Source organism: Streptomyces sp. NPDC028711 (genome assembly GCF_055565415.1).
Genome location: NZ_JBVHUJ010000015.1, coordinates 95,705 through 120,978, shown reverse-complemented (window position 1 = coordinate 120,978; position 25,274 = coordinate 95,705). Strand labels below are relative to the sequence as shown.

Annotated in this window: 24 protein-coding genes; 15 read left to right on the top strand and 9 right to left on the bottom strand. The window is 72.1% G+C overall.

Annotated elements, in window-relative coordinates; all coding sequences use genetic code 11:
* Positions 1-133: 133 nt before the first annotated feature.
* From ACZ4VK_RS34545 to ACZ4VK_RS34535, 3 genes are all read right to left on the bottom strand, one after another.
* Positions 134-1,369 carry a PP2C family protein-serine/threonine phosphatase gene (locus tag ACZ4VK_RS34545; RefSeq protein WP_468361203.1) on the bottom strand — a complete coding sequence of 412 codons (1,236 nt, stop codon included), beginning with the start codon at positions 1,367-1,369 and terminating at the stop codon, positions 134-136.
* A 549-nt stretch (positions 1,370-1,918) separates the two neighbouring features.
* Complete coding sequence (locus tag ACZ4VK_RS34540; RefSeq protein WP_468361200.1) at positions 1,919-2,968, bottom strand: C40 family peptidase; 1,050 nt, start codon at positions 2,966-2,968, stop codon at positions 1,919-1,921.
* A gap of 250 nt (positions 2,969-3,218) precedes the next feature.
* A complete protein-coding gene (locus tag ACZ4VK_RS34535) occupies positions 3,219-4,043 on the bottom strand; it encodes a class I SAM-dependent methyltransferase (RefSeq protein WP_468361197.1) in 825 nt (274 codons plus the stop codon).
* 206 nt (positions 4,044-4,249) lie between these two features.
* Here ACZ4VK_RS34535 and mshA point away from each other — a divergent pair, with 206 nt between their 5' ends.
* The 3 genes from mshA to ACZ4VK_RS34520 all read left to right on the top strand — a co-directional run bounded on the left by mshA (position 4,250) and on the right by ACZ4VK_RS34520 (position 7,878).
* On the top strand, positions 4,250-5,617 hold the full coding sequence (gene mshA / locus ACZ4VK_RS34530; RefSeq protein WP_468361194.1) for a D-inositol-3-phosphate glycosyltransferase: 1,368 nt from the start codon (positions 4,250-4,252) through the stop codon (positions 5,615-5,617).
* A complete protein-coding gene (locus ACZ4VK_RS34525; RefSeq protein WP_468361191.1) occupies positions 5,610-6,110 on the top strand; it encodes a type III secretion system chaperone family protein in 501 nt (166 codons plus the stop codon). The genes mshA and ACZ4VK_RS34525 overlap by 8 nt, the downstream gene beginning before the upstream one ends.
* A gap of 85 nt (positions 6,111-6,195) precedes the next feature.
* On the top strand, positions 6,196-7,878 hold the full coding sequence (locus ACZ4VK_RS34520) for a glycosyl hydrolase family 28-related protein (protein WP_468361188.1): 1,683 nt from the start codon (positions 6,196-6,198) through the stop codon (positions 7,876-7,878).
* On the opposite strand, the gene ACZ4VK_RS34515 is transcribed toward ACZ4VK_RS34520, so the two are convergent.
* On the bottom strand, positions 7,869-8,831 hold the full coding sequence (locus ACZ4VK_RS34515) for an AraC family transcriptional regulator (protein WP_468361185.1): 963 nt from the start codon (positions 8,829-8,831) through the stop codon (positions 7,869-7,871). The two genes, ACZ4VK_RS34520 and ACZ4VK_RS34515, sit on opposite strands and share 10 nt — an antisense overlap.
* A gap of 103 nt (positions 8,832-8,934) precedes the next feature.
* Between ACZ4VK_RS34515 and ACZ4VK_RS34510 the strand changes: the two genes are divergently transcribed.
* The gene (locus ACZ4VK_RS34510) at positions 8,935-9,849 is read left to right on the top strand and encodes an MBL fold metallo-hydrolase (RefSeq protein ID WP_468361182.1); all 915 of its coding nucleotides are present in this window, start codon (positions 8,935-8,937) and stop codon (positions 9,847-9,849) included.
* 10 nt (positions 9,850-9,859) lie between these two features.
* Here ACZ4VK_RS34510 and ACZ4VK_RS34505 read toward each other — a convergent pair whose 3' ends face one another.
* Entirely contained in the window at positions 9,860-11,185 is a 1,326-nt protein-coding gene (locus tag ACZ4VK_RS34505; RefSeq protein WP_468361179.1) for an MDR family MFS transporter, read from the bottom strand.
* 125 nt (positions 11,186-11,310) lie between these two features.
* Here ACZ4VK_RS34505 and ACZ4VK_RS34500 point away from each other — a divergent pair, with 125 nt between their 5' ends.
* From ACZ4VK_RS34500 to ACZ4VK_RS34490, 3 genes are all read left to right on the top strand, one after another.
* Complete coding sequence (locus ACZ4VK_RS34500) at positions 11,311-12,072, top strand: phosphoglyceromutase (protein WP_468361176.1); 762 nt, start codon at positions 11,311-11,313, stop codon at positions 12,070-12,072.
* A gap of 205 nt (positions 12,073-12,277) precedes the next feature.
* Positions 12,278-12,628 (top strand): hypothetical protein, encoded by a 351-nt coding sequence (locus tag ACZ4VK_RS34495; protein ID WP_468361173.1) that lies wholly within the window; start codon positions 12,278-12,280, stop codon positions 12,626-12,628.
* Positions 12,629-12,696: 68 nt separating this feature from the next.
* Positions 12,697-13,176, top strand: coding sequence for a GNAT family N-acetyltransferase (locus tag ACZ4VK_RS34490; RefSeq protein WP_468361170.1), 480 nt, complete (start codon positions 12,697-12,699; stop codon positions 13,174-13,176).
* A 331-nt stretch (positions 13,177-13,507) separates the two neighbouring features.
* Here ACZ4VK_RS34490 and phoU read toward each other — a convergent pair whose 3' ends face one another.
* Positions 13,508-14,188: a phosphate signaling complex protein PhoU gene (phoU, locus tag ACZ4VK_RS34485; protein WP_384111601.1), complete on the bottom strand. Its 681-nt coding sequence runs from the start codon at positions 14,186-14,188 to the stop codon at positions 13,508-13,510.
* A gap of 264 nt (positions 14,189-14,452) precedes the next feature.
* On the opposite strand from phoU, the gene phoR reads away from it, so the two are divergent.
* Both phoR and phoP read left to right on the top strand, forming a co-directional pair.
* Positions 14,453-15,682 (top strand): two-component system sensor histidine kinase PhoR, encoded by a 1,230-nt coding sequence (gene phoR / locus ACZ4VK_RS34480; RefSeq protein WP_468361166.1) that lies wholly within the window; start codon positions 14,453-14,455, stop codon positions 15,680-15,682.
* A 5-nt stretch (positions 15,683-15,687) separates the two neighbouring features.
* Positions 15,688-16,359, top strand: a complete 672-nt coding sequence (phoP, locus tag ACZ4VK_RS34475; protein ID WP_465270246.1) for a two-component system response regulator PhoP — start codon at positions 15,688-15,690, stop codon at positions 16,357-16,359.
* Positions 16,360-16,433: 74 nt separating this feature from the next.
* On the opposite strand, the gene ACZ4VK_RS34470 is transcribed toward phoP, so the two are convergent.
* Positions 16,434-17,066, bottom strand: a complete 633-nt coding sequence (locus ACZ4VK_RS34470; protein ID WP_468361163.1) for a copper chaperone PCu(A)C domain-containing protein — start codon at positions 17,064-17,066, stop codon at positions 16,434-16,436.
* A gap of 659 nt (positions 17,067-17,725) precedes the next feature.
* Here ACZ4VK_RS34470 and ACZ4VK_RS34465 point away from each other — a divergent pair.
* The 6 genes from ACZ4VK_RS34465 (at position 17,726) to ACZ4VK_RS34440 (ending at position 23,987) form a co-directional block, all read left to right on the top strand.
* On the top strand, positions 17,726-18,208 hold the full coding sequence (locus ACZ4VK_RS34465) for a CarD family transcriptional regulator (RefSeq protein WP_003953493.1): 483 nt from the start codon (positions 17,726-17,728) through the stop codon (positions 18,206-18,208).
* 331 nt (positions 18,209-18,539) lie between these two features.
* On the top strand, positions 18,540-19,289 hold the full coding sequence (gene ispD, locus ACZ4VK_RS34460; protein ID WP_468361160.1) for a 2-C-methyl-D-erythritol 4-phosphate cytidylyltransferase: 750 nt from the start codon (positions 18,540-18,542) through the stop codon (positions 19,287-19,289).
* Complete coding sequence (ispF, locus tag ACZ4VK_RS34455; RefSeq protein ID WP_468361157.1) at positions 19,279-19,785, top strand: 2-C-methyl-D-erythritol 2,4-cyclodiphosphate synthase; 507 nt, start codon at positions 19,279-19,281, stop codon at positions 19,783-19,785. The genes ispD and ispF overlap by 11 nt, the downstream gene beginning before the upstream one ends.
* Before the next feature lie 65 nt (positions 19,786-19,850).
* The gene (gene cysS / locus ACZ4VK_RS34450) at positions 19,851-21,251 is read left to right on the top strand and encodes a cysteine--tRNA ligase (RefSeq protein ID WP_468361154.1); all 1,401 of its coding nucleotides are present in this window, start codon (positions 19,851-19,853) and stop codon (positions 21,249-21,251) included.
* A 100-nt stretch (positions 21,252-21,351) separates the two neighbouring features.
* Positions 21,352-22,317 carry a 23S rRNA (guanosine(2251)-2'-O)-methyltransferase RlmB gene (gene rlmB / locus ACZ4VK_RS34445; RefSeq protein WP_468361151.1) on the top strand — a complete coding sequence of 322 codons (966 nt, stop codon included), beginning with the start codon at positions 21,352-21,354 and terminating at the stop codon, positions 22,315-22,317.
* Positions 22,318-22,409: 92 nt separating this feature from the next.
* Positions 22,410-23,987 (top strand): DoxX family membrane protein, encoded by a 1,578-nt coding sequence (locus ACZ4VK_RS34440; protein WP_468361148.1) that lies wholly within the window; start codon positions 22,410-22,412, stop codon positions 23,985-23,987.
* 84 nt (positions 23,988-24,071) lie between these two features.
* Here ACZ4VK_RS34440 and ACZ4VK_RS34435 read toward each other — a convergent pair whose 3' ends face one another.
* Positions 24,072-24,788, bottom strand: coding sequence for a nucleotidyltransferase family protein (locus tag ACZ4VK_RS34435; RefSeq protein WP_468361145.1), 717 nt, complete (start codon positions 24,786-24,788; stop codon positions 24,072-24,074).
* A 67-nt stretch (positions 24,789-24,855) separates the two neighbouring features.
* Entirely contained in the window at positions 24,856-25,266 is a 411-nt protein-coding gene (locus ACZ4VK_RS34430) for a hypothetical protein (RefSeq protein WP_468361142.1), read from the bottom strand.
* Positions 25,267-25,274: the final 8 nt, after the last annotated feature.

Sequence of the window (25,274 nt, the reverse complement as noted above, 5' to 3'; positions counted from 1 at the left end):
CGGGCACGCACGCGCACACCTGCAGGTACACGTACGGGGCCCGGGGATTGTCCCCGGGCCCTGTCACGTTCCGGGCCAAGACCCGCGCCTTGTCAGGTTCCGGGCTCAGCCCCCGCGCCTTGGCGCGTCGGGCCTACCCCCGTGCCCTGTCCCGTTCCAGCGCCAGGACCGCGACGTCGTCCGTCAGCTCGCCGCCGTTCAGCGACCGGACCTCCGTCACCGCCGCCTCAAGGAGCTCCTCGCCCCGCAGGCCCGAGGCCAGCTGCCGGTTGATCATCCCGACCATCCCGTCCTGGCCGAGCCGCGGCGAGCCGGGCCCCGCCGAGCGGCCCTCGATCAGCCCGTCCGTGTACATGAGCAGGCTCCACGCCCCGCCGAGCTCGACCTGCCGGCGCGGCCAGCGGGCCCGCGGCAGCAGGCCGAGGGCCGGGCCGCCGTCCTCGTACGGGAGCAGCCGCGCCGCCCTGCCCTGCCGGGCGATCAGCGGGGAGGGGTGGCCGGCCAGGCAGAGGCCCGCCCGGCGGCCGTCGGGAGCGATGTCGACGGTGCAGAGCGTCGCGAAGATCTCGTCGCTCTCCCGCTCGTGCTCCAGGACCTGCTGCATCGTCGAGAGCAGCTCGTCCCCGCACAGGCCCGCGAAGGTCAGGGCCCGCCACGCGATCCGCAGCTCCACGCCGAGCGCGGCCTCGTCGGGGCCGTGCCCGCAGACGTCGCCGATCATGGCGTGGACGGTGCCGTCGGGCGTGCGCACGACGTCGTAGAAGTCTCCGCCGAGCAGCGCGCGGGAGCGCCCGGGCCGGTAGTGGGCCGCGAACCGAAGGTCGGAGCCCTCCAGGAGGGGGGTGGGGAGCAGTCCGCGCTCCAGGCGGGCGTTCTCCTGGGCCCTGAGCCGGGACTCGGCCAGCTTCACCTGGACGGCGTCGGCCCGCTTGCGTTCGACGGCGTACCGGATGGCCCGGGTGAGCAGCCGGCCGTCGAGCTCCTCGCGGAAGAGGTGGTCCTGGGCGCCGACCCGTACCGCCTCGGCCGCCAGCTCCGCGTCGGCGGAGGCCGCGAGCGCGAGGACGGCGTGGCGGGGGGCGAGGCGCAGGATGTGCCGCAGCGGGGCGAGCGGGTCGTCACCGGCGGCGGCCCGGGGGCCGGGCAGGGAGAGGTCGACGAGGACGCAGTGGACGTCGTCGGTGAGGAGCCGCTCGGCCTCGGTGAGGTTGCGGGCGGTGCGGATGCGGACCCGGGTGCCGGAGGCGTCCGCCGCGTCGAGGAGCTCGGGTACGGCGAGGGCACCCGCCGGGTCGTCCTCGACGACCAGGAGAGTGAGATCGGTGCGGTCGGTACCTGTGACTGTGCCTGTCATAGCGGTGGCGTCCATAGGGGTGGCCTCGCCGGGTCCCGCAGCTGCAGAGACGATTCTCTGACGCGGTAGCGATACGGGCATCGGTCCGGTCTTCCTTCCCTCCCCCCGAGGGTGCGCGGGGCGCCGGGTGGCGTCCCGCCCGTCCCGGACCATAGCGCTAGGGCGGTGCGCAGCGGAATGGTGATCAGGGGTCGGGCGGCCGCGTCGGGATTGGCATATGCCGCGGAAGGGGAGGTACTTGCCCCGGTTTGCCGTACGGGAAGCCCCCGCCGGCAATGAGAAAGGTCACGCGCGGAGCCGTCCCCACGCAGGGGCCTGCGCGCGCGTGGTCCGTCAGGTCGGGCGGGGGGCCCGGGTCATGGGCGTGTGGCCCCCACCACGTCGGGCCGCACGGCACCTCAGGGGCGCACACCCCGTGTCCCGCCCGGCGTACGACCCCCGCGTCAGATCGGGCGTACGAGACCCGCCTCACACCAGCCGTACGACCCGCCTCACACCAGCCGTACGACCCGCCTCACACCAGCCGTACGACCCCCGCCTCACGCCAGCCTGACGACCCCCGCCTCACATCGGCCGTACGACCCCCAGGATCTCCATCGACCCCGCCCCCGCCAGCGTCACGTCCCGTCCCGGCCGCGGCGCGTGGACCATCGTGCCGTTGCCGACGTACATCCCGATGTGGCTCGCGTCCTTGAAGTAGACGATCAGGTCGCCCGGCCGCATGTCCTTGATGTCCACGCGCGGCAGCAGCCGCCACTGCTCCTGCGAGGTGCGCGGGATCGTCCGGCCCGTCGTGCCCCAGGCGCGCTGGGTCAGTCCCGAGCAGTCGTACGAGTCCGGGCCCTCCGCCCCCCACACGTACGGCTTGCCGATCTGGGCCGTCGCGAACGCGATCGCCTTCCTGGCGTCCGGCGTCGCGTCGGCCTTCAGGCCGGCGAGGACCCCGGTGCCGAGCCAGGTCGTCTGGGCCCGCTGCCGCTCCTGCTCCTCGAGGCGCCGCAGCCGCTCCCGCTCCTCGGCGGCGAGCTCGGACTCCAGCCTCTTCGCCTCGGCGATCTTGTCGTTGATCTGCTTCTTCGCCTGGGCCTGCCGGATGCGGTCGGCCTCCAGCTTGGTCCAGTTGACGCCGGCGTCCTTGGCGTAGACGTCCAACTGCGCCTGGGTGCGGTGCATCTCGCCGAGGAGGTCGGTGGTGGCCTTCGCCCCCTCCTTGAGGCGCCCCGCGGCGTCGAGGAAGAGCTGCGGGTCGTCGGTGAGGACGAGCTGCGCGCCCTCGGGGAGCCCGCCGTTGCGGTACTGGGCGCGGGCGGCGGCACCGGCCCTGGCCTTGAGGGCGTCGATCTTCTCGCGGCCCTCCACGATCATCCGGGCGACCCGGACGATCTCGGCGGACTGCTCCTTGGTCTTCTCCTCGGCGAGGTTGTACGCGTCGGTGGCGACGGCGGCCTGCCGGTACAGGGCGTCTATCTCCTGGCGCACCTGCTCCAGGCTCTTCTTCGGCGGAGGAGGCGGGAGCGGCGCGGCGGACGCCTGGAGGGTCAGCGCGGGAGAGGCCAGCACGGTCAAGGCGCAGATCATGGTGATCGCGGCGGTGGCGTGGCGGCGTCGGTTCACGAGCTCCCCCTCGAGTGGCCAAATCTGATTTACCGTCAGTAACTTGATGGTGACGAGGGCGATAGTGCCATGCGAAACCGTAAAGCAACAGGGGAAACCGGGGCCTGTCGGGCCCGTTCCCACCCCGGGGGACGAGTGAGGTGCGCGTGGCGTTCCCCTCGTAGGGGAAATTCAGCGGGAGTTGGGGAAGGAGCCGCCCCCCAGGGCTCGCAGCCTCACCCGCGAGCAGCCCGACGCGGCCCCCCGGCCGTCACCCTTCCCGAGGCGCCAGCGCCTCCCACCGGACCGTCACCTCGCCCTGGCGCCACCGCCGGGGGCCGTCCGTCAGGGGCCAGTCCGCCGACAGGTCGCGGACGGCGCGGATCCACCGCTGCCGGGCGCCGAGCGAGGCGTACGGGGCGGCCGCCGCCCACGCCCGGTCGAAGTCCCGCAGGAACGCGTGCACCGGCTCGCCCGGTACGTTGCGGTGGATCAGCGCCTTCGGCAGCCGCTCCGCGAGGTCCGAAGGGCGCTCGAGCGAACCGAGCCGGGTCGCGAAGGTCACCGTCAGCGGCCCGGTCCGGTCGAGCGCGACCCATACGTGCCGGCGCCCGATCTCGTCGCACGTGCCCTCGACGAGCAGCCCGCCCCCGTGACCCGCCCGGGCGGGGTCCCCGGGCGCGAGCCGCTCGCACAGCCGCCGCCAGACGTCCGCGACCTGCTCCTCGTCGTACTGGCGCAGCACGTTCGCCGCGCGGATCAGGGAGACGGGGCCGGGTGCGGGCACCTCGAAGCCGCCGTGCAGGAAGGAGAGGCCCTCGTGCTCGTACGGCTTCGCGGCCTCGACGCGCGCGGGTTCGATCTCGATGCCGTAGAGGCGGGTGCGGGGGTCGGCGGTGCGCAGCCGGGCGAGGAGTTCGACGGCGGTCCAGGGTGCGGCGCCGTATCCGAGGTCCACGGCGACGGGCGGCTCGGGGGAGCGGCGGAGGGCGGGGCCGTGGACGGCGGCGATCCAGCGGTCCATGCGGCGCAGGCGGTTGGGGTTGGTGGTCCCGCGGGTCGGGGTGCCGACGGGGCGGGTGGTGCGCGGGGCCATGCCGAAAGCGTACGGGGTGGGGGCCGGGCGCCCGGTTCCCCTGGGTGACCACCCGACCCGTCCCGGTAATGAATTGGCAAAGTGCCGGGTGCGATGGAAATGAAAGGGTCCATTCCGGTGTTGTCCCGGCCGGAGGGCGCACCACGTCCTCCCGCCGTCATGTCCGCGGCGCTCATGCTCAGCCCCCGAGCGGAAGGACCGCCGACGTGAGCCAGTACGTGTCCCGGTTCGCCGGTACCCGGCACAGGCACCCGGCATCATCCCGGCTTCGGCTCCCCGGCCGGAACCGCACCCCGCGCCGCGTGGCCATGCTCAGCGTCCACACCTCCCCGCTGCACCAGCCGGGCACCGGCGACGCGGGCGGCATGAACGTCTACATCGTCGAGCTGGCGAAACGTCTCGCCGCCATCGACATCGAGGTGGAGATCTTCACCCGGGCCACGACCGGGGGCCTTCCCCCGGTCGTCGAGCTCACCCCGGGCGTGCTCGTACGGCATGTGGACGCCGGCCCGTACGAGGGGCTGGCGAAGGAGGAGCTGCCGGCTCAGCTCTGTGCCTTCACGCACGGCGTGATGCAGGCGTGGGCGGGTCACCGCCCCGGCCACTACGACCTCGTCCACTCCCACTACTGGCTCTCCGGGCACGTCGGCTGGCTCGCCGCCGAGCGCTGGGGAGTGCCGCTCGTCCACGCCATGCACACCATGGCGAAGGTCAAGAACGCGGCGCTCGCCGAGGGCGACACGCCCGAGCCCGCGGCCCGGGTGATCGGCGAGACGCAGATCGTCTCCGCGGCCGACCGCCTGATCGCGAACACGGCCGAGGAGGCCGACGAGCTCGCGCGTTTCTACGAGGCCGAGCCCGGCAAGATCGCGGTGGTCCACCCGGGCGTCAACCTCGACCACTTCCGGCCGGCCGACGGGCGCCTCGCGGCGCGGGCCCGGCTCGGGCTGCCGCAGGACGCGTTCATCCCGGTCTTCGCCGGCCGGATACAGCCGCTGAAGGCCCCGGACATCCTGCTGCGGGCCGCCGCGGAGCTCCTGGACCAGGACCCCTCGCTGCGTTCACGCATGATCGTGCCGGTGGTCGGCGGCCCGAGCGGCAGCGGCCTCGCGAAGCCGGAGGGGCTGCAGAAGCTGGCCGCCCGGCTCGGGATCGCGGACATCGTGCGCTTCCATCCGCCGGTGGGCCAGGACCGGCTCGCGGACTGGTTCCGCGCGGCGAGCGTGCTCGTCATGCCCTCGTACAGCGAGTCCTTCGGCCTGGTCGCCATCGAGGCGCAGGCGGCCGGCACGCCGGTCGTGGCGGCGGCGGTCGGCGGTCTGCCCGTGGCCGTACGGGACGACGTGACCGGTTTCCTCGTGCAGGGGCACGACCCGGCGGACTACGCCCGGGCGCTCGGCCGGTTCGTCGCGGACCCGTCGCTTTCGGGGCGGATGGGCGCTGCGGCGGCCCTGCACGCCGGCTCCTTCGGCTGGGACACGGCGGCCTCGGGCACGGCGGATGTGTACACGGCTGCCATGCACGACCACCGGCTGCGCGAGAACCGCCGTCGCGTACGCTCCCACCATGGCTGAGGCTGAGACCGTCCGGCGGATCATCGAGGACACGTTCAAGGACGCGGAACTGGAGTGGGAGTCCCCCGAGCCGGGTTCGTACGTGGTCAAGCTTCCGGGCACGCGCAAGCTGTTCACGACGCTCTCCCTGCGCGCCGGCCGCCACTCGCTCTCGCTCAACGCCTTCGTCGTCCGGCACCCGGACGAGAACGAGGCGGGCGTCCACCGCTGGCTGCTCGAACGCAACCTCAAGCTGTACGGGGTGAGTTACGCGGTCGACGGCCTCGGCGACATCTACCTCGTCGGCAAACTGCCGCTCGCCGCCGTCACGCCGGAGGAACTTGACCGGCTGCTCGGCTCGGTCCTCGAAGCGGCGGACGGCGACTTCAACACGCTCCTGGAGCTCGGCTTCGCGTCGGCGATCCGGCGCGAGTACGAGTGGCGGGTCTCGCGCGGCGAGTCGACCCGGAACCTCGACGCGTTCAAGAACCTGACCCGGAAATCTGCCGACTGACCTCTTCCCGCAAGGGACTTCCAGTGCCATGCTCGCGCCCGGCGCAGATCTGAACACCGTTCATATACATGAAAGGTTCAGGGGCATGGCACTCAGCAGAAGGCAGTTCGTCGGCGGCGCGGTGGCGGTGGCGGGAGCGACCACGGCGGGCCTCGGCACCACGGGGTTCACCACATCCCTCGCCCCCGCCCGGCTCTGGCGGGAGTTCGAGGCCGCCCCCTACACCCACCCGCAGATCCCCTACGTGGGCCGGGCCGGAGCCCACGCCGGCGCCCGCCGGGCGCCCCGCCCGCGCGTGGTGGCGAACGCCCTCACCTACGGGGCCACCCCCGATGCCCGACGCGGAACGACCGAGATACACGGCACCGACTCGGCGCCCGCCATCAACCGGGCCCTCGCGGAAGCCGGGGAGCGCGGCGGCGGCACGGTCCTGCTGCCACCCGGCACGTACCGGATCGACGACTACCTCCGGATCGGCCACAGCGGTGTGGTCCTGCGCGGCGCGGGCTCCGGCCGCACGACCCTGCTCGCCACCCGGAACCTCACCGAGCTGATCGGCCCGTACGGCTCCCGGTACGGCGGCGACAAGTCCTCCTGGTCCTGGGCGGGCGGCCTGATCTGGCTCTCCCCCCACGCCCGGCACGCCTCCCTCGTCGCGGCGATACGGGACCGGGCCTGGCCCTTCGAGGGCTGGACCGGCAACCGGCGCGACGCATGGACCACCCTGACCGCCGTCCGCCCGGCCCGCCGGGGCGACCGCTCGATCACGGTCGACGCCCCCTCGGCGCTCCGGCGCGGCCGACTGGTCCTCCTCCGCCTCGCCGACGACCCCGCGCACACCCTCCTGGAGCACATGGCGGGCGGCGGGCCGGGCCCTGAGGCGTACGACTGGGACGACAGGACGAAGCTGACCAGCTACGTCCCCTACGAGTGGCCCGTACGGATCACCGCCGTCCGCGGCCGCACCGTCACCCTGGAACGGCCCCTGCCGCTCGACGTGCGCCCGGAGTGGGACCCCCGACTGGTCTCAGGGGCCGAGGCGCTCACCGACTCGGGGGTGGAGGGCCTGACCCTGGAGGCGGTGGAGACGCCGCAGTCCCCCCACCTCCTCGACAAGGGCTACAACGGCGTCACCTTCCAGTGCGCGTACGACTGCTGGGCGGAGGACGTGGTCGTACGGCACGTCGACAACGGCTTCGGGCTCGTCGCCGCCTCCGCCTGCACCCTGCGCCGCACCCGGGTCGAGGGCCGCGGCTCCCACCACCCGTACTACTGCCGGGAGGGAGCGCACGACAACCTGGTCGAGGACTTTCGCGTCGCCGCCCGCACCGTCCCCGCCCCGGCCGGGACCCAGCTCCACGGCATCAACGTCGAGGGCCTGTCCAGTCACAACGTCTGGTCGCGCGGGGTGATGGAGATGGGCACCTTCGACACCCACCGGGGCATGCCCTTCGCGAACGTACGGACCGAGATCACCGTCGAGAACAACGGCCGGCACGGCGGCGACGCCTCCGCGGGCCCGCTCTACGGGGCCCGGTTCGCCCACTGGAACGTGACGGTGACCAACGGCCGGGCCGGCCTCGTGAAGATCGACACCGTCGCCCCGTACAGCGCGACGGTCGGCATCAGCGAGGTCCGCGAGTTCGACCAGACCGACGTCCCGGACTTCATGGGCGACCTCCACGCGCGCGTGGAGGCGTACGGAAGCCCGGGTTCGGTGCGGCCGCGGAACCTGTACGAGGCGCAGCGGGCGCTCGGTCAGGAGTGACCGCGCCGGTCCGCCCTGTACCGGCCCGGCGTGGTGCCGAACTCGCGGCGGAACGCGTGCGAGAGGGCGTACGGCGTGCTGTAACCGACCTGGCGGGCGACGGCCTCCAGCGGGTCCCCGGTGTCCCGGAGCAGCGTCGCCGCCCGGGTCAGGCGCCACCACGTCAGGTACGCCATGGGGGGCCGGCCGACCAGGGCGGTGAAGCGGCGGGCGAGGGTCGGCCTGGAGACACCGGCCTCCGCCGCGAGCCGGTCGTTGGTCCACGGGGCGGCCGGGTCGGAGTGCAGCGCGCGCAGCGCGACGGCGGTCACCGGGTCGCCGAGGACCACCGGCCAGGCCCCGTCCGTGCTCTCGGCCAGCCAGGCCCGGATCATGTAGACGAGCAGCAGATCGAGCAGGCTGGGCAGGGCGACACAGGAGCCGGGCCGCCGCTCGGACAGCTCACCGCCGAGGAGACCGATGGCGGCCTTGAGCTCGGCAGCGCCACCGGGCCGGTTCGGAAGGTGCACGAGCGGCGGGAGTTCCGCGAGGAGCGGGTGCTCGTGGCTGCGGTCGAGCCGGTACTTGCCGCAGAGCATCTCGACCTGACGGACGGGGGAATCGGGGGCGGGTGGGACCAGCGGGGAGGGCGGGGCTGACGGGACCAGCGGCGCCGATGGGGGGCCCTCCCTCCACCGCTCGAACGGCACCGCCCGCCGCACCGCCGCCGCGTCGGCCGGCGAGTCGGCGATGACATGACCCGTACCGTGCGGGAGCAGGACCGCGTCCCCCGGGCCGAGCGCGACCGGCTCACCGCCGTCGGGCAGCAGCCAGCAGTCACCCTCGAGGACGACGTGGAAACCCGCGCCGTCGTACGGGGCAAGGCGCGCGCACCAACTCCCCCCGATCCGCACCCGCTCCGAGGAGGGCCGTCCGGCCCGGACGGCCGAGATCGCGTCGCTCACCACGTCCATCGCGTCAGCGTATCCCGCAGCCCCACCGCGATGAGACGTACGCGTATCCAGAGGAGCAGTCCGCGCATTGAGGCGCTCACGCACGCTTCCTAGGCTCGGCGGTATGGACAGGGAGAGCGCGCAGCGCATCGTGCTGGGAGACGTCGAGATCATCCGTATCGTCGAGTGGCAGGGGCAGTTCGCTCCCGCCCGCGACCTCGTACCGGCGGCCGGAGCCGCGCTGTGGGAGGACAACGAGGACTGGCTCGCCCCGGACCACTGGGACCCGGCGAGCGGTGCGGCGGTGATGGCGCTGCAGACGTGGGTGCTGCGCAGCGCGGGCCGGACGGTCCTCGTGGACACCGGGGTGGGCGACGGACGCGAGCGACCCCTCTCGCCGCACTTCCACCACCGGCGGGGGGACTTCCTCGGCCGTCTGGAGCGGGCGGGCATCCGTCCCGGGGACGTCGACGTGGTCGTCAACACGCATCTGCACGCCGATCACGTCGGCTGGAACACGCACGCGGTGGACGGGGAGTGGGTTCCGACGTTCCCGAACGCCCAGTACCTGCTCGCGGCCGCCGACGACTTCCACTTCGGTCCGCGCAACGCGTACGGCGAAGGACGGAACGAGGAGGACCGGCTCGTCTACGAGGACAGCGTGGCACCCGTGCACCGCGAGGGGCGGATGGTGCTGTGGGACGGGTCCCACCGCATCGACGAGAACCTTCTCCTGGAGCCCGCGCCCGGCCACACCCCCGGTTCCGCCGTCCTGCGGCTCGCGTCCGGCGGTGACCGGGCGGTCTTCGTCGGGGACCTGCTGCACAGCCCCGTACAGATCCTCGACCCCGCCTGCGGCAGCTGCTTCTGCCTGGACGCGGACGGGGCGGCGGTCAGCCGCCGCCGCGTCCTCGAACGGGCCGCCGACGCGCGCGAGCTGGTCGTGCCCGCGCACTTCGGCGGGGCGGGTGCCGCCGAAGTGCGCAGGGACGGGAGCGGGTTCGCCCTGGCCGGGTGGGCGGCCGGGGGTACGGAGTGAGGGGACGGGGTCAGACGCCGGCGGACTTCACCGGGGCGGCGGGCTCCGCGGCATCGCCGCCGTCGCTGTCGGCGTCGGCGTCGGCGTGGCCGTCGTCGTCGGGGCGGCTGTCGCTCCCGGTGTCCTCGGCCAGGGCCTTCCGCAGCCGGGTGAGGTAGCCGACAGCGGCGAGGACGCCGATCGCGGCCGTCGCCGCCCACAGGACGTCCGGGCCGGGACCGTCGACGATCGCACCGGCGCCGATCGGGGCGACGAAGCCGGCGACGGCCCAGGACATGCCCATCACGCCCTGGTAGCGGCCCCGGGCGTGCTCGGGGGCGAGGCGGGCGGTGGCGGCGGCGTTCGTCGGGACGTGGATCATCTCGCCGACGGTCCAGACGACCACGGTCACGGCGAAGGCCACGGAGGAGCCGGCGAGGGCGGTGGCGCCGGTGCCGAAGGCGAAGAGGAGGGAGGAGAGGCTCAGCAGGAGGACCGGCGAGCGCTTGTCGGTCAGCTTGTTGACGAGCAGCTGGAAGCCGACGATCACGATGCCGTTGACGGCGATGACGACGCCGTACGACGAAGGGGAGAGGCCCTGGTCCGCCATGGTGAGGGGCAGGCCGATCCAGGGGGCGGTGAAGACGAGGCAGACGAGCAGGTTGAGCAGGACGAGGGTCCGGAAGGGCGCGTCGCGCAGCACGGTCAGCATGCTGACCTTGTCCTCGACGACGGGCGCGCCGCTCGTGTCGGTGCGGGCCTCGGGCCGGGTCTCGGGGAGCCGGAGGAAGACGATGACGGCGCACAGGACGGTGGCGACGGCGTCGACGACGAAGAGGGTGCGGTAGCCGAGGAAGATCGCGGCGCCGCCGCCGATGGAGGCGATGGCGAAGCCGAGGTTGAGGGCCCAGTAGTTGAGGGCGTAGGCCCGGCGCACGTCGTGGGCGGGGACCATGTCGGCGATGGTGGCGTTGATGGACGGCCGGACGGCCTGCATGGCGACGCCCATGAGGAGGACGACCGTCGCGATGGCCCAGGCGCTGGTGACGACGGCGAGGGCGGCGGCGGAGGCGGCGGCCGCGAGGTGCATGGTGACCATGGTGGGGCGCCGGCCCCAGCGGTCGGTGAGCGCGCCGCCGAGCGGCGAACCGGCGACGCCGCCGAGGCCGTGGAGGGCGACGACGAGTCCGGCGAACCAGGCGGAGTGCCCGAGCTCGACGGTCAGGTAGAGGGAGAGGAAGGTGAGGACGAAGGCCCCGGTCCGGTTGACCAGGGTCGACAGCCAGAGCCACCAGAAACCCGGCGGGAGGCCGGAGACCGTCGCACGCGCTGATCGTCTGAGCGAGTCGATGGACATGTGTGGCCGCCCCCTGCTGTACGTAAGCCCTGCTTCCGGCTCTCGTAACTTACGGATCTCATACGTCGGACGCCAGCGAATTGACGACGCGCGTCAATCGTCAGCGGTCGATTAGGCTCGTACGCATGGCCGACGCACCGTACAAGCTGATCCTCCTCCGCCACGGCGAGAGCGAGTGGAACGAGAAGAATCTGTTCACCGGTTGGGTGGACGTGAACCTCACCGCCAAGGGCGAGAAGGAGGCGACGCGCGGCGGCGAGCTGCTCAAGGACGCCGGCCTGCTGCCCGACGTGCTGCACACCTCCCTCCAGAAGCGCGCCATCCGCACGGCGCAGCTCGCGCTCGAGTCCGCGGACCGCCACTGGATCCCGGTCCACCGCTCCTGGCGCCTGAACGAGCGCCACTACGGCGCCCTCCAGGGCAAGGACAAGGCCCAGACGCTCGCCGAGTTCGGCGAGGAGCAGTTCATGCTGTGGCGCCGCTCCTACGACACCCCGCCGCCGGCGCTCTCCGACGACAGCGAGTACTCCCAGGCGCACGACGCCCGTTACGCGACGATCCCGCCGGAGCTGCGCCCGCGGACCGAGTGCCTGAAGGACGTCGTCGAGCGGATGCTCCCGTACTGGTACGACTCCATCGTCCCGGACCTCCTCACCGGCCGCACGGTCCTCGTCGCCGCCCACGGCAACAGCCTCCGCGCCCTGGTGAAGCACCTGGACGGCATCTCGGACGCCGACATCGCGGGCCTGAACATCCCGACGGGCATCCCGCTGACCTACGAACTGGACGAGAACTTCAAGCCCCTCAACCCGGGCGGCACCTACCTCGACCCGGACGCGGCCGCCGCGGCCATCGAGGCCGTGAAGAACCAGGGCAAGAAGAAGTAACCCTGACGCACCCTCAAGGCCTGAAGGCCTCGCATCTCGTCGAAGCCCCTGCCGGTGGAATCTCCACCGGCAGGGGCTTCGAGGCGTACATGGGGCCGGACGGGTGAGGGGGAAACCTTCCGGCGGCGGGGCTTCGTGTGGCGGTGGTGCGGGGCGGTTAGTGGTGCGGGTGGAACTGATCCCCTCACATGAATCGAGAACCCCCGTGCGTCTCCGGCACACCGTCGCCGCCGTCTGCGGCGCCCTCGCGCTCACCGCCACCCTGGCCGCCCCCGCCCACGCCGCCACCGGCGACTTCAGCTACCGGTTCGTCGGTATGGACGGGTACCCGCAGGCCGTCACCCTGCACGACCCCGCGAGCCGCGAGTGCGTCACGATCCCCGAGGCCGCCGACCCGGGCTCCTCCGCGCCCGCGTTCGCGCCGCACAACGACACCGACGAGTACGCGATGGTCTTCACCGAACCCGACTGCACGGGCGACTCCTGGACCCTCCGCCCCCACGGCCGCCCGGCCTCCGACCGCCTCAAGCTCCGCTCCGTCATGCTCATGGGCTAGGGGGTGTCTCGCCCCCCTAGCCCGATAATCACCGGCGTTCCGCGCGCGGAGTCGTTACCGTCCAGGCCATGAGTACGCCCCACAGCCCCTCACTCCGTCTGGAGCCGGTCACCCCGGCCAACGTCGACGCCGCCCTCGCCCTGCGCGTCCATCCCCACCAGGAGCGCAACGTCGCCCCCGTCGTGCGCTCCCTCGCCGAGGCGTACGCCTTCGGGGAGGCCGCCTGGCCACGGCTCGTCTTCGACGGAGACGAGCTCGTCGGCTTCCTGATGGCCTTCCTCGACCTCCCCTGGAACGAGAAGAAGTCCCCCGGCGACCGGCGCAGCGGGCTCTGGCGGCTCAACATCTCCGCCGAAGCCCAGGGCAAGGGATACGGACGGTTCGCCGTCGAAGCCGTACGCGAAGAGCTCCGGCGGCGCGGAACCCGGCAGCTGTACGTGACGTGGGAGCCCGGCGAGAACGGCCCCGGCGAGTTCTACCGCCGGCTCGGCTTCCGTACGACCGGCGAGGTCAGCGGCGACCAGACCGTCGGCGTCCTCGACATCTGAGCAAGACCCGAGGGAGACGTACGGCAGAGGGGTGGGGCGCGCCGATCTCGCCGCGCCCCACCCCCCCTCGCACGTCAGCCCGATCAGCCGCCGCACTGGCACGGAGCGCCCGACTGGCAGCCGCAGCCGCAGCCCGAGCCGCAGCCGCAGGCTCCCAGTACCGGCAGGAACACCGTCTCGCGCGGCGCCTCCGCGCCTGATTCGGTCGTCGTCATCGGGGATTCGGCCATGGGGTCCCTCCCTTTCGAGGCGCGCGTCGCCTCCCCCCATTGGATGCCCACTCGGCACGGCGCATCAACGGCGCATCGGCGCCCGCGCCCCCCCGACGCCCCTACGCGCCCTCCACCGGCGCGTCCGACGCCTGCAGCTCGTCCGCGTGCTCGCCCGTCACCAGGTACACGACGCGCTTCGCCACCGACACCGCGTGGTCGGCGAACCGCTCGTAGTACCGGCCGAGCAGCGTCACGTCCACCGCCGTCTCGATGCCGTGCTTCCACCGGTCGTCGATCAGGTGCTGGAAGAGCGTCCGGTGCAGCAGGTCCATCTCGTCGTCGTCCTGCTCCAGCTGGAGCGCCAGATCGACGTCCTTCGTGATGATGACCTCCGCCGCCTTCGCCATCAGGCGCTGCGCCAGCTGCCCCATCTCCAGGATGGTCGCGTGCAGGTCCCGCGGCACCGCCGACTCCGGGAACCGCAGCCGCGCCAGCTTCGCCACGTGCTGCGCCAGGTCGCCCGAGCGCTCCAGGTCGGCGCTCATGCGCAGCGACGTGACCACTATCCGCAGATCCGTCGCCACCGGCTGCTGGCGCGCGAGCAGCGCGATCGCACGCGCCTCCAGATCGTGCTGGAGGTCGTCGACCTTCTGGTCCGCCGCGATCACACTCTCCGCGAGCTTCAGATCCGCGTCGAGCATCGCCGTCGTGGCGCGCCCGACCGCCGACCCGACGAGTCGGGCCATCTCGACCAGGCTCTCGCCGATCGAGTCGAGTTCCTCGTGGTACGCGTCCCGCATGGATGTCCCTCTCTACGCAAAGCTCCGGGGTCCGGGGTGGGGCTCGGACCCCCACGCTCCCACGTTCGGCCCCCTACGCGTCCGGCTCCACCCCCACACATGAACCATCACTTTCCTCCAGGTGAACTCTGGGCCACACGCGCCACCGTCCCGTCCGGGGCAAATGAACCGGTCCCGTCTTCACAGTGAACTCTGAGCGACGAGTGTTCGAGGAGCCACTCGGACGGCTGGGAGAGTGTCCCCGAGCCCGCATAACCTTGAGGCATGGACGTGAACGCGGCAGTGGCCGCATTGGCCGCGATCGCCGGCGTGTGCACCGGCGTGATCGCCATGCTGGCGTTCCGCTGGAGCGAACGCGACCAGGCGCGACCCACCCGTACCTCCCTGCACACCGACGCCGTGCTCCCGCCCGGCGTCGACACCGTGCTGTCCGTGCTGCGCTCCTCCGCGGTCGTCCTCGACGAGAGCGACTCCGTGGTGAAGGCCAGCTCGGCGGCGTACGCGCTCGGGCTGGTCCGGGGCGGGAAGCTGGCCGTCGAGCCCATGCTCAACATGGCCCGCGACACCCGCCGCGACGGGGAGATACGGCAGGTCGAGCTCGATCTGGCGCGGCGCGGCACCGGACGCGGCGAGGCCCTCGCCGTCTCCGCCCGGGTCGCCCCGCTGGGCTCGCGCCTCGTCCTGCTCCTGGTCGAGGACCTCACCGAGGCCCGCCGTATCGAAGCGGTACGGCGCGACTTCGTCGCCAACGTGAGCCATGAGCTCAAGACCCCGACGGGCGCCCTGTCCCTGCTCTCCGAGGCGGTCATGGACGCCTCGGACGACCCCGAGGCGGTCACCCGCTTCGCCGGCCGCATGCAGATAGAGGCCACCCGCCTCACCAACCTCGTACAGGAGCTCATCGACCTCTCCCGCGTGCAGAACGACGACCCGCTGGAGGACTCCGAGCCCGTGTCCGTGGACGAACTCGTCGCCGAGGCGATCGACCGCTCCCGGCACACCGCCTCCACCAAGCAGATCACCATGGTCTCGGGAGGCGAGGCCGACCTGCGGGTCTGGGGGAGCCGCGGCCAGCTCGCCGCCGCCCTCGGCAACCTCGTCGAGAACGCGGTCAACTACTCACCGGCCCGTACGCGGGTGGGCATCGCCGCCCGCCGCGTCGCCGCACCCGCCGGCGACCTGATCGAGATAGCCGTCACCGACCAGGGCATCGGCATCCCCGACAAGGACAAGGAGCGCGTCTTCGAGCGCTTCTACCGCGTCGACCCCGCCCGCTCCCGTGCCACCGGCGGTACGGGGCTCGGCCTGGCCATCGTCAAGCACGTGGCCGCCTCGCACGGCGGCGAGGTCACCGTCTGGAGCACCGAGGGTCAGGGCTCCACCTTCACCCTGCGGCTGCCCGAGGCGGGCGCCGCACGGGACCGCCGGTCCGCCTCTTCCCCCACCCCTGATCTCATGACCGAACCGCTTCCTGCCCCGGAGGTCCTTCCGTGACCCGAGTGCTCGTCGTCGAGGATGAGGAATCCTTCAGCGACGCCCTGTCGTACATGCTTCGCAAGGAGGGCTTCGAAGTCGCCGTAGCGGCGACCGGGCCCGACGGTCTCGACGAGTTCGAGCGCAACGGGGCCGACCTCGTCCTCCTCGACCTGATGCTTCCCGGGCTGCCCGGTACTGAGGTGTGCCGGCAGCTGCGCGGCCGCTCGAACGTCCCGGTGATCATGGTGACCGCCAAGGACAGCGAGATCGACAAGGTCGTCGGCCTGGAAATAGGAGCCGACGACTACGTGACGAAGCCCTTCTCCTCGCGGGAGCTGGTCGCCCGCATCCGCGCGGTCCTGCGCCGCCGCGGCGAGCCGGAGGAGGTCACCCCGGCGGCCCTGGAGGCCGGCCCGGTCCGTATGGACGTCGACCGCCACGTGGTGACGGTCTCGGGCGGCAAGGTCGACCTGCCGCTGAAGGAGTTCGACCTCCTGGAGATGCTGCTGCGCAACGCGGGCCGTGTCCTGACCCGCATGCAGCTGATCGACCGGGTGTGGGGCGCGGACTACGTCGGCGACACCAAGACCCTCGACGTCCACGTGAAGCGCCTGCGAGCGAAGATCGAACCGGACCCGGGCGCGCCGCGCTACCTGGTGACGGTCCGCGGCCTGGGCTACAAGTTCGAGCCGTAAACAGGTCCGGAGTCATACGTCGAAGGGGCGCCCCCGGCCGGGGGCGCCCCTTCGCACGTACCGCTCTGCTCGCGTCAGTGACCGGCCGCGTGGCTCGCGTCGCCCGAGGGCTCGGCGCCGTGCTCCGCGCCGTGCTCCGCCTCGCCCGAGGGCGTCGCGGAGGCGGTGGGCGAGGAGCCCGGGGGAGCGGGGACGACCTCGGGGCCGAAGCCCTTGAAGTAGCTGGTCGCCGGGACGACGAAGGCGCTCAGGCTCACGTCGCCGGTCTTGCTGAGCTTGAACGTGACCTTCTGGGCGTCGCCGTCGCGGGTGGCCTCGTTGCCGTTCTCGATGACGGCGGAGGCGTTGCCCGCGCCGCCGATGACGACGGAGCCGTTGGCCGGGACGGTGATCGGGCCGGTGCCCTGGGCCGCCTTCAGCTTCACGGTGGCGTTGCTGCCCGGCAGGCTGATGGCCTCCAGGGTCTGCGGCGCGTCCCCGTTGTTGAAGACGGTGGCGGAGACGACGGCCGGGCCCTTGGAGGCGGCCTCGGGCTGGGTGATGACGAGCGCGTTCTGGATCTTGACGTCGTCCACCGTGACGGCGGCGTTGTCCGGCCGGACACCGAGCGTCTGCGCGTCGTTGCCCGCCCCACAGGCGGACAGCGTGGCGATGGAGAACACGATGGCGGTGGCGGCGAGGGCGCCGCGTCGAAGGCTGCGGCTCACGGCGGCGGCATCTCCTAGGACGTTCGGATCAGGCTCGGACAGGCTTCGGAGCTACGGACAGCTTCGGAGCCGAGGGTTAACTAAAGGTGCGTCAGCGCGCTTAGGTTACCGAGCCGCACTCTCCGTCCCGCACCCGACCCGCCCCTAACCGGCCGCGGCCGCCCCCGGGTGCCGCCGCGGGCGGTCGGGAGCGGCCCCGGCGCCGGCTCCCCGCGAGTCGGCCGGTGTGGCCGGATCACGACCCATTGACCCGTTGTTCACATAACCGCCTTGATCAATTCGAGGGCCGCCCCGCATTCCCCGGAGCCGTACCTCCGAAAAATCCCGCACCCGTGTCGGCTGATCAATTACGGAATCACCCCGTGATGCATCCGTACGGGTGAACGATCCTCGAACGGAGTAGACGAAGGAGGCCGCTTCGAACCCGACAAATCGGGTCATCGTCCCTCTCTGGAGGGGGCCCGGGTAGGTGTAACGTGCGCGTTTCTCTCCGTCCGCACAACCACTCCGACCTGCGAATACCGCCTTCCGGAAGCCCTCCGCAGCACGTCCCTGTCGCTGTTGTCAAGCCCCGAGATATGCCCTGACCTGCGAAAACGCCATTCAGAAGAAGCCGTATCCGTGTTACCCTGGATAGCCACGGAAGGGGTACCTGTCACATGACGTTCAAGGTTGGCGACACCGTGGTCTATCCCCATCACGGGGCCGCGCTGATCGAGGCCATCGAAACTCGCCAGATCAAAGGCGTGGACAAGACCTACTTGGTGCTCAAGGTCGCGCAGGGCGACCTGACAGTGCGTGTACCGGCGGACAATGCGGAGTTCGTCGGTGTTCGCGACGTGGTCGGTCAGGATGGACTGGACCGGGTCTTCGAGGTGCTGCGCGCGCCGTACGCCGAAGAGCCGACGAACTGGTCCCGGCGCTACAAGGCAAATCTCGAGAAGCTCGCCTCCGGCGATGTCATCAAGGTCGCCGAAGTAGTCCGCGACCTGTGGCGGCGCGAGCGCGAGCGGGGTCTCTCCGCAGGTGAGAAGCGCATGCTCGCCAAGGCACGGCAGATCCTGGTCAGCGAGCTGGCCCTCGCGGAGAACACGAACGAGGACAAGGCCGAGGCTCTCCTCGACGAGGTCCTCGCGTCCTGAGCGTGCTCTGACGACATCCGAGCGCGTTCCCAAGTGAAGCGATGCCGCGGTGCCCGTTGGCGTGCTGTGATCCACACAGTGCTGCCGCCGGGCGCTGCGGCATGTTCGCGTACGCCTGCGGAGCGTACGCGTGGCCGTACGCACAGGGTGACCGGTCACATGCGCGTATCACCGAGAAAGAAACCGCACCCCCTGTAACGTCCGAACCCCTGTGCTCGGGCGGCACGCCTCGACCGTCGTCACGGAAAGGGCCCGGTCAAGGCGGAGCGTCCGGCACGGTTGAGGCCATACCCATGTCGGCCGCGGAAACAAACCTGCCGGAGTGCAACCGATGTCAGACGAAGCGCGTCCTCCTCGTACCGCCGTGGTGATCCCGGCGGCCGGCCGGGGCGTACGCCTCGGGCCGGGCGCCCCCAAGGCGCTGCGCGCGCTGAACGGCACGCCCATGCTGATCCACGCCGTCCGCGCGATGGCCGCCTCCCGCGCGGTCTCGCTCGTCGTCGTGGTCGCACCCCCCGACGGCGCCGCCGAGGTCAAGAACCTCCTCGACGCCCACGCCCTCCCCGAGCGCACCGACTACCTCGTCGTGCCCGGTGGCGAGACCCGCCAGGAGTCCGTACGCCTCGGGCTCGAAGCGCTCCCCGAAGGCGTCACCACCGTCCTCGTCCACGACGCGGCCCGCCCGCTCGTGCCCGTCGACACCGTGGACGCCGTCATCGAGGCCGTACGGGACGGGGCCGTGGCCGTCGTCCCCGCGCTGCCCCTCGCCGACACCGTCAAGGAGGTCGAACCGGCTGGGAGGCCGGGCGACCCCGAGCAGGTCGTCGCCACCCCCGTCCGGGCCCGGCTCCGCGCCGTCCAGACCCCGCAGGGCTTCGACCACGACACCCTGGTCAACGCCCACGCCACCATCGCCCTCACCGGCGAGGGCGCCACCGACGACGCCGGCATGGTCGAGCGGCTCGGCGCGCCCGTCGTCGTCGTGCCCGGCCACGAAGAGGCCTTCAAGGTGACCCGCCCCCTCGACCTCGTCCTCGCCGAGGCCGTACTCGCCCGCAGGAGGGCCAACGATGGCTTCTGACCTCCCCCCGATCCCGCTCGTCGGCATCGGCACCGACGTCCACGCCTTCGAGAAGGGCCGCGAACTCTGGTGCGCGGGTCTCCTCTGGGACGGTGAGGAGTACGGCCTCGCCGGGCACTCCGACGGTGACGTCGCCGCCCACGCGGCCTGTGACGCGCTGTTCTCCGCCGCCGGCATCGGCGACCTCGGCGCCCACTTCGGCACCTCGCGCCCCGAGTGGTCCGGCGCCTCCGGCGTCACGCTGCTCGCCGAGGCCGCCCGGATCGTCCGCGCCGAGGGGTACGAGATCGGCAACATCGCCGTCCAGGTCGTCGGCGTCCGCCCCAAGGTCGGCAAGCGGCGCGACGAGGCGCAGAAGGCACTGAGCGAGGCGGCCGGCGCCCCGGTCTCCGTCTCCGGCACCACGACGGACGGACTCGGCCTCACGGGCCGCGCCGAGGGCCTCGCGGCGCTCGCGACGGCGCTCGTCTACCCCGTATCGCCGCGGAGGCCGTGAAAAACGTGCCCCGCGATAGCTGAACAGGTCGCGGGGCACTACCACACGCCCACTACCCTGGAGTGGTGACCATTCGCCTGTACGACACCAGCGCCCGGCAGATCCGTGACTTCACCCCGCTCACGCCGGGCTGCGTCTCGATCTACCTCTGTGGTGCCACCGTGCAGGCGGCCCCGCACATCGGCCACATCCGGTCGGGGCTGAACTTCGACATCATGCGCCGCTGGTTCGCGTACCGCGGCTACGACGTCACGTTCATCCGCAACGTCACCGACATCGACGACAAGATCATCGCGAAGGGCGCGGACCAGGGCCGCCCCTGGTGGTCCATCGGTTACGAGAACGAGCGCGCCTTCAACGACGGCTACGACGCCCTCGGCTGCCTCCCGCCGACCTACGAGCCCCGCGCCACCGGTCACGTCCCCGAGATGATCGAGATGATGCGGGCTCTGATCGAGCGCGGCCACGCCTACGAGGCGGACGGCAGCGTCTACTTCGACGTGCGCTCCTTCCCGGGGTACCTGGAGCTGTCCAACCAGGACATCGACGACCTCCGCCAGCCCTCCGAGGACGGCATCACCGGCAAGCGCGACCCGCGCGACTTCGCGATGTGGAAGGCGACCAAGCCGGGCGAGCCCGACTGGGAGACCCCGTGGGGCCGCGGCCGCCCCGGCTGGCACCTGGAGTGCTCGGCCATGGCCCACAAGTACCTCGGCTCCGCCTTCGACATCCACGGCGGCGGCCTCGACCTGATCTTCCCGCACCACGAGAACGAGATCGCCCAGGCCAAGGCCTTCGGCGACGACTTCGCCTCGTACTGGGTGCACAACGCCTGGGTCACCATGAGCGGCGAGAAGATGTCGAAGTCGCTCGGCAACAGCGTGCTGGTGTCCGAGATGGTGAAGAACTGGCGGCCCATCGTCCTCCGCTACTACCTGGGCACCCCTCACTACCGCTCGATGATCGAGTACAGCGAGGAGTCCCTGCGCGAGGCCGAGTCGGCGTTCGCCCGCATCGAGGGCTTCGTCCAGCGCGCCACGGAGAAGGCCGGGACGGCGGTCGCCCCCGCCGCCGAAGTGCCGCCGGCCTTCGCCGAGGCGATGGACGACGACCTGGGCGTGCCGCACGCGCTCGCGATCATCCACACCACCGTCCGCCAGGGCAACAGCGCCCTCGCCGCGGACGACAAGGACGAGGCCATCGCCCGCCTCGCCGAGGTCCGGGCCATGCTCGGCGTCCTCGGCCTGGACCCGCTCGACCCGCACTGGGCCGAGGAGACCGGTGGCGGCGAAGAGCTCCACGGCGCCGTCGACACCCTCGTACGGCTCGTGCTCCAGCAGCGCGAGTCGGCCCGCGAGCGCAAGGACTGGGCGACCGCGGACGCGATCCGCGACCAGCTCAACCAGTCCGGACTCACCATCGAGGACAGCCCCGACGGCCCCCGCTGGACGCTGGGCAACCGTTAGAAGACGTGCCGCTCGGGGCTCCGGGCGGCACACTTCAGTTACAGACCTTGTACGTGTGCCGATGAGGCCTGCGTACGCAATACCGAGGATGAGAGTAGTCATGGCCGGGAACAGCCAGCGCAGGAACCGTCGCACGTCCAACAAGAAGGGTGCGACGATCGGCAGCGGTGGCCAGCGGCGCAAGGGCCTCGAAGGCAAGGGTCCGACGCCCAAGGCCGAGAACCGCAAGGGCCACAAGGCGTTCCGCGTCTCCAACGCGATGGCCCGGAACGTGGCCAAGCGCAAGCCCGTCGTCCGCCGCGGCGGCAAGGGCCAGTCCGAGATGGTCGTCGGCCGCAACCCGGTCTTCGAGGCCCTGCGCGACGGCGTGCCCGCCTCGACCCTCTACGTGCAGCAGTTCATCGACAACGACGAGCGCGTGCGCGAGGCCCTGAACCTCGCCACCGGCCGCGGCAACATCCACATCATGGAGGCGCCGCGCCCCGAGCTCGACCGGATGACGAACAACCTGAACCACCAGGGTCTCGTCCTCCAGGTCCCGCCGTACGAGTACGCGCACCCCGAGGACCTCGCCGCGACGGCCTACGACCACCACGAGGAACCGCTGATCGTCGCCCTCGACGGCATCACCGACCCGCGGAACCTCGGCGCCGTCGTCCGCTCCGTCGCGGCCTTCGGCGGCCACGGCGTCGTCGTCCCCGAGCGCCGCGCCGCCGGTATGACGGCCGGTGCCTGGAAGACCTCGGCCGGCACCGCCGCCCGTACGCCGGTCGCCCGCGCCACCAACCTGACGCGCTGCCTGGAGGCGTACCAGAAGGCCGGTCTCGCGGTCGTCGGCCTCGCCGCCGACGGCGACCACGAGGTCCACGAGCTCGAGGCGCTGTCCGGTCCTGTCGTCATCGTCGTCGGCTCCGAGGGCAAGGGTCTCTCCCGGCTCGTCGGCGAGACCTGCGACTTCCTCGTCCGCATCCCGATGCCGGGCGGCGCCGAGTCGCTCAACGCCGGTGTCGCCGCCGGTGTCGTGCTCTACGAGGCGGCCCGCCGCCGGATGGGCACGTCGCTGTAGTACCCCCGGCCCCGGCCATGGCGTGATCTTGACGGGTCTCGGACATTTGCGAGCCGTCAAGGCAGTGTCCTAAACCCAGATCACTCGGTTAGATGAGTGTGGACACCAGAACGCCCCGGCCGGGGTTCGACGATCAGCCCGCGTTGAGCATGGTCAAGGTGGATTCCGATCCCGCCCAGGTGATCGTGAACCACGCCAGCTTCCGTGTGCGGCTCGCGCCCGCCCCGCAGCCGAAGTTCGGCGCCGGCGCCCGCACCGCAGCCCTCTCCGGGGCCGGGGCCGGAGCGGGCGGCCCGCGCCGCCGTCCCGTCGTATGGACCGGAAAGTCCTCACCGGGCGCGACCGGCCTCCTCCAGGCCGTCCGCGAGTCCTCCGTCTCCACCCTGGAGCCCGGCATCGGCCACCCCGGACTCGACGCGGGCGCCACCCAGGCCATCCCGCGCATCGACGACACCAGGCCCACCCCGGTGGTGCCCGCCGGCTCCGCGCCGCCGCTGCTGCCGCCGATGCGCCGCGCCGAGGGCGCGTACGACGAGCTGTACGAGCTCCGGCCCGAGACGGACGGACCCGAACCGTACGAGGACGACGCCGCGCACGACCGGCCCGCGCAGCGCCACGGGCAGGACGCCGCCGTCCGGCACGCCTACTATCCCGGCCGCCGGATGAACCTCGGCGTCGTCCTTCTCCCGCTCCGCGTCTTCCTCGGCCTCATCTCCGTCTACGCGGGCATGGGCAAGCTCTGCGACCCCGTCTACTTCGACGGCGGCGAGCGCGGCTCCATGGTGAAGTGGCTCAACTCCCTCCACCCCTGGGGCCTCGCCGAACCCCTCCGCGACTTCGCCCTCCAGCACCCCGTCGGCGCCGGACTCACCATCGCCTTCCTCCAGGTCGTCGTCGGTGTCCTCACCGTCCTCGGACTCTGGCAGCGGGCCGCCGCCGTCGTCGGCGCCCTGCTCTCGGCCGCGCTGCTCCTGACCGTCAGCTGGAAGACCGTCCCGGTCTACGACTCGGCCGACATCATCTACCTGGCCGCCTGGTCCCCGCTGATCATCGCCGGAGCGCCCGTCTACTCCCTCGACGGCCGCCTCGCCGGAGAGGCCTGGCGCACCCTCGGCCCGCGCGCCGACCTCTGGGATCTCCGACGCCGCGTCATGCGCCGCAGCACCCTCCTCGCCTCCTTCGTCGTCGGCCTCACCCTCCTCATCGGCTCCGTGCTCGGCGGCGCCGTCCGCTCCACCGAGATGATCACGGTCCCCGGCCCCAACGACGACCCGATCAACCACCTGCCGGGACGGCCCCTCCCCACGGAGCCGACGCGCCGCACTCCCTCCGAGGCCGGGTCCACCGCGCCCGAGCCGACCGCGACCAGCGAGGCCCCGGCCGAGCGCGAGGAGACCCAGGAGGCGAGCCGGCCCACCGAGACGACCCCGGAGGCCCCCCGCACCCAGGAGCAGCGCCCGACCGCCACCCAGGGCGCCGGCACCGGCAGCCGTACGCCCACGCGCTCCGAGCCGGAGCCCCCGCCGACCACCAGCGACACCCCGACCACCACCGGCGGCACGACGAGCGGCGGCTCCACCGGCGGCTCGACCGGCTCGACGGGGACCCCGTCCGAGAGCAGCTCGACGTCGGGCGGTGCGAGGAACCCGATCGGCGGCCTGCTGGGCTGACAAGGCCCGTACGCGATACGGAAAGGGCGGCACCGCTTCACGCGGTGCCGCCCTTTCCGTTGCCCTAGGGCCTGTCTGACAGGCCTAGCCCCGCTGGCCGGCCAGCTCCTTCGCGGCCTCCGTCAGGTCCTTGGCGGTGTCGATGGCTCTCCAGTACGCGCCCTGGGGGAGCGGGAAGCCCGCCAGACGCCGCTCTCGGGCGAGCCGGGGGAACGTGGTCCGCTCGTGGTCGCCCAGGTCGGGGAGGAGCTCCGTGAAGGCCGCGGAGAAGACGTACACGCCGGCGTTGATCAGGAACGGTGACGGCGGGGACTCGATGAAGTCGGTGATGTGCCCGAAGGTGTCGGTCTCGACGGCGCCCCACGGGATGCGGGGACGGGCCAGGGCCAGCGTGGCGAGGGCGTCGCGCTCCGCGTGGAAGGCGGCCATCTCGCGCAGCGAGAAACGGGTCCAGATGTCGCCGTTGGTGGCGTACCAGGGCTGGTCCGGCGCGGGCAGGCGCGCGGCGGCGTACTTCAGGCCGCCGCCGCGGCCCAGTGGCTCGGTCTCCACGACCGTCGTCACCTTGAGGGGCAGGTCGGCACTGTCCAGCCACTCCTGGAGCACCTCGGCGAGATGGCCGCAGGACACGACGGCGTCGGTCACGCCCTCGGCGGCCAGCCAGGAAAGCTGATGGCCGATGATCGGGGTCCCGGTTCCCGGGATCTCGACCATCGGCTTGGGGCGGTCGTCGGTGTACGGGCGGAGCCGTGAGCCCTGGCCGCCCGCCAGGACCACGGCCTGCGTCGGAGTGGTGTGCATACGGGGAACGATAGGCGCCCCGTACGGCAGAGGTCCGGACGCGCGACGGCGCTCAGTGTCCGGCTGTTCAGCTCGCCCGCATCACGCCGGTCGCGTACGAGGTGTCGCAGACCGGCCGGGAGAAGGACTGGGCCCGGGTCGGGCCGTACTGCTCGACGGCGGCGCGGCCGAGGGAGCGGGCGATGGACATGCAGTGCTTGGCGAGGGAGGGACGGTTCTCCACCTCGCGCTGGAGGTGGGTGAGGGCCGTGCCGGGGTCCTTCTCCTGGAGCTCGGCGAGGAGCTGGTCCCGCAGGACGTCCTGCGGGGCACGGGACTTGGCGCGGACGGAGACCTCGGAGGAGGCCGCCGTGAGCTGGGTTCCGGCGTCCTTGCCGGCCCACGGAACGGCGGACACCGCGAGCGTTCCCGAGAGCACCAGGACGACGGGCAGGACGAGGGCGAGAGAGCGGCCGATTCGGCGGGCAGTGTGCGTCACGCAGGCGA